Here is a 2,293-nt window from a genome sequence, read left to right as displayed (position 1 = left end):
GTCGACGAAGCCGACCGCGGCCAGCCCGTCCAGGTATTCGCGTCGGGACAGTGCACCGGCGATACAGCCGACATAAGAGCCCCGCTCGGCCCGGTCCGCGGGGGTGAGGTGATCCTCGGCGACGACGTCGGAGATCCCGATCCGACCGCCCGGGGAAAGAACCCGGTACATCTCGGCAAGAACCGCCGGCTTGTCGACCGACAGGTTGACCACGCAGTTGGAGATCACCACGTCGACGGCGGCGTCGGGCAGCGGTACATCCTCGATCGTTCCTTTGACGAACTCGACGTTGGCCGCGCCCGCCATCACCGCATTCGCGCGGGCGAGCTCGAGCATCTCGTCAGTCATGTCCACGCCGTAGGCGAATCCGCGCGGGCCGACCCTCTTTGCCGACAGCAACACATCGATGCCGCCACCGGATCCCAGATCGAGCACCCGCTCGCCGGCCCGCAGGTCGGCAATCGCCATCGGGTTACCGCAACCCAGACTGGCCGCCAGCGCCTCCGCCGGCACTTCCTCCTGCTCCGCCGCGGAATAGAGACCGGCACCGAACGATCCGTCGACCTGCACCGACTCCGGCGCGCACGACCCCGTCGAACAACACGACTCGGCCTTCGTCGCCGCGGCTGCGTACCGCTGCCGCACCTGCTCGCGCATCTCCACGTCCGTCACGACCACTCCTCGGATAGACCAAGCTCGATACATCGACTGTGGTCGATACATCGACGAATGTCAATGCGTGTGCCACACTTGAGCCATGCCATCCGCGCTGCCGCTGCTCGAATCCGACCTCGCCACCTGCTGCAGCCCGGTCACCGGTGGCGTGCTCGACCAGGCCGCCGCCGAGCAGCTGGCCCACATCTTCAAGGCCCTCGGCGATCCGACCCGGGTCCGCCTGCTGTCCCTGATCGCGGCGCACGCAGACGCGGAGGCGTGCGTCTGTGACCTCACCGCCCCGGTCAATCTGTCCCAGCCCACGGTGTCCCATCACCTTAAGCAGCTGGTCGACGCCGGTCTGCTCACCCGCGAGCAGCGCGGTAAGTGGGCCTACTACCGCGTTGTGGACGACACGCTCAGCGTGCTCGCCGACACCCTCCGACGCCCGACGACCTAGCACGATGTCAACAGCGGACGTCGGTCCTCTGGGTACGTCGCGATCCGGCGCATGGCTTCGATCTGCCCGGCTAGCCCGCGGGTTAGCGTGGCTGTCACTGGCGTGGATGACCGCCGAGGGCGTACTGGGCCTCGTTGCCGGGATCACCGCAGGGTCGATCTCGCTGGTCGGCTGGGCGCTGGGCTCGGTCATCGAGGGCCTGGCCTCAGTCATCGTCATCTGGCGCTTTACCGGCTCCCGCACCCTGTCCGACACGGCCGAAGGACGTGCCCGGAAGGCCGTCGCGATCTCCTTCTTCCTTCTCGCTCCGTACCTCGCGATCGAGGCATTCCGCGACTTGGTGTTCGGGCACGCAACAGAAACCAGTTGGCTGGGAATCGCCGTCACCACTGCAAGCCTGCTCGTCATGCCCGGTCTCGGGATAGCCAAGCGGCGTCTCGGCCGCAGGCTCGGATCTGGTGCCACCGCGGGCGAAGGAGTTCAGAATCTGATGTGCGCCGGGCAGGCCGGCGCGGTTCTCCTCGGGCTGGCCGCCACCGCTGTCCTCGGGTGGGCCTGGCTCGATCCGGCTGTCGCCCTGCTCTTGGCTGCATGGGCTGTGCGGGAAGGCCGCGAGAGCTGGCGTGGCGACGACTGCTGTTGACGCATCCAGTCCTAGGTCGGATCGAGCACCCGGCTCACGATCCAGGCGTGCTTGCCCACCTGCCGGCCACGGGTGAATCCGTGGTCCTCGAAGAGCTCGACCGTCGCGCTGAACAGAAAACGGCCCGGCGTCTCGCGGCCGGCGGTCACCTCGGGGATCGCTTCGACGAGACCGCCGCCGGCATGGGATATCTGGTCGAGCGCGCCACCCAGCGCCGCACGTGCCACACCCTGACCACGATGCTTCTTGTCGACGTAGAAGCAGGTGATCCGCCAATCCGGCCACGCCGGCGCGTCCTTCTCGTATTCGCGCAGGTGCTTGATGCCGGGGAGCTCCTCGGGGCTGCCGTACTGGCACCACCCCTGTGCCGCGCCGTCCTCGTCGAAGGCGAGCGCGGCGTGCGCACGATCGGTTCGAACGCGCTCCTCCTTGACCTCGCGACGGCTGATTCCCCGCTGGCGGCGCTCCGGGTGAAACCCGAGACACCAGCAACCACCGAAGACCCCGTCGTTGCGCTCGAGCAGGTCCGCGAAGGA

At 67.8% G+C, this 2,293-nt stretch carries 4 protein-coding genes; 2 read left to right on the top strand and 2 right to left on the bottom strand.

What is annotated here, in order from left to right:
• Positions 1 to 672: arsenite methyltransferase (gene arsM, locus VGH85_13605; GenBank protein HEY2174838.1), on the bottom strand; the 672-nt coding region annotated here is incomplete at its 3' end.
• A gap of 85 nt (positions 673 to 757) precedes the next feature.
• Between arsM and VGH85_13600 the strand changes: the two genes are divergently transcribed.
• Together VGH85_13600 and VGH85_13595 are read left to right on the top strand one after the other, a co-directional pair.
• Positions 758 to 1,114 carry a metalloregulator ArsR/SmtB family transcription factor gene (locus VGH85_13600; GenBank protein ID HEY2174837.1) on the top strand — a complete coding sequence of 119 codons (357 nt, stop codon included), beginning with the start codon at positions 758 to 760 and terminating at the stop codon, positions 1,112 to 1,114.
• A 4-nt stretch (positions 1,115 to 1,118) separates the two neighbouring features.
• Positions 1,119 to 1,757, top strand: coding sequence for a cation transporter (locus VGH85_13595; protein ID HEY2174836.1), 639 nt, complete (start codon positions 1,119 to 1,121; stop codon positions 1,755 to 1,757).
• Positions 1,758 to 1,768: 11 nt separating this feature from the next.
• Here VGH85_13595 and VGH85_13590 read toward each other — a convergent pair.
• The coding region (locus tag VGH85_13590) for a GNAT family N-acetyltransferase (GenBank protein ID HEY2174835.1) at positions 1,769 to 2,293 on the bottom strand (525 nt) is incomplete at its 5' end.

Source organism: Mycobacteriales bacterium, assembly GCA_036497565.1.
In the GTDB taxonomy this organism is placed as follows: Bacteria; Actinomycetota; Actinomycetes; order Mycobacteriales; family QHCD01; genus DASXJE01.
Note: the sequence above shows the minus strand (reverse complement) of the source record. Positions and strands in the feature narration are given on the sequence as shown.

Coding starts and splice junctions, on each gene's coding strand:
- VGH85_13595 (HEY2174836.1), top strand. CDS start 1,119: ATGTCAACAGCGGACGTCGGTCCTCTGGGTACGTCGCGATCCGGCGCA.
- VGH85_13600 (HEY2174837.1), top strand. CDS start 758: ATGCCATCCGCGCTGCCGCTGCTCGAATCCGACCTCGCCACCTGCTGC.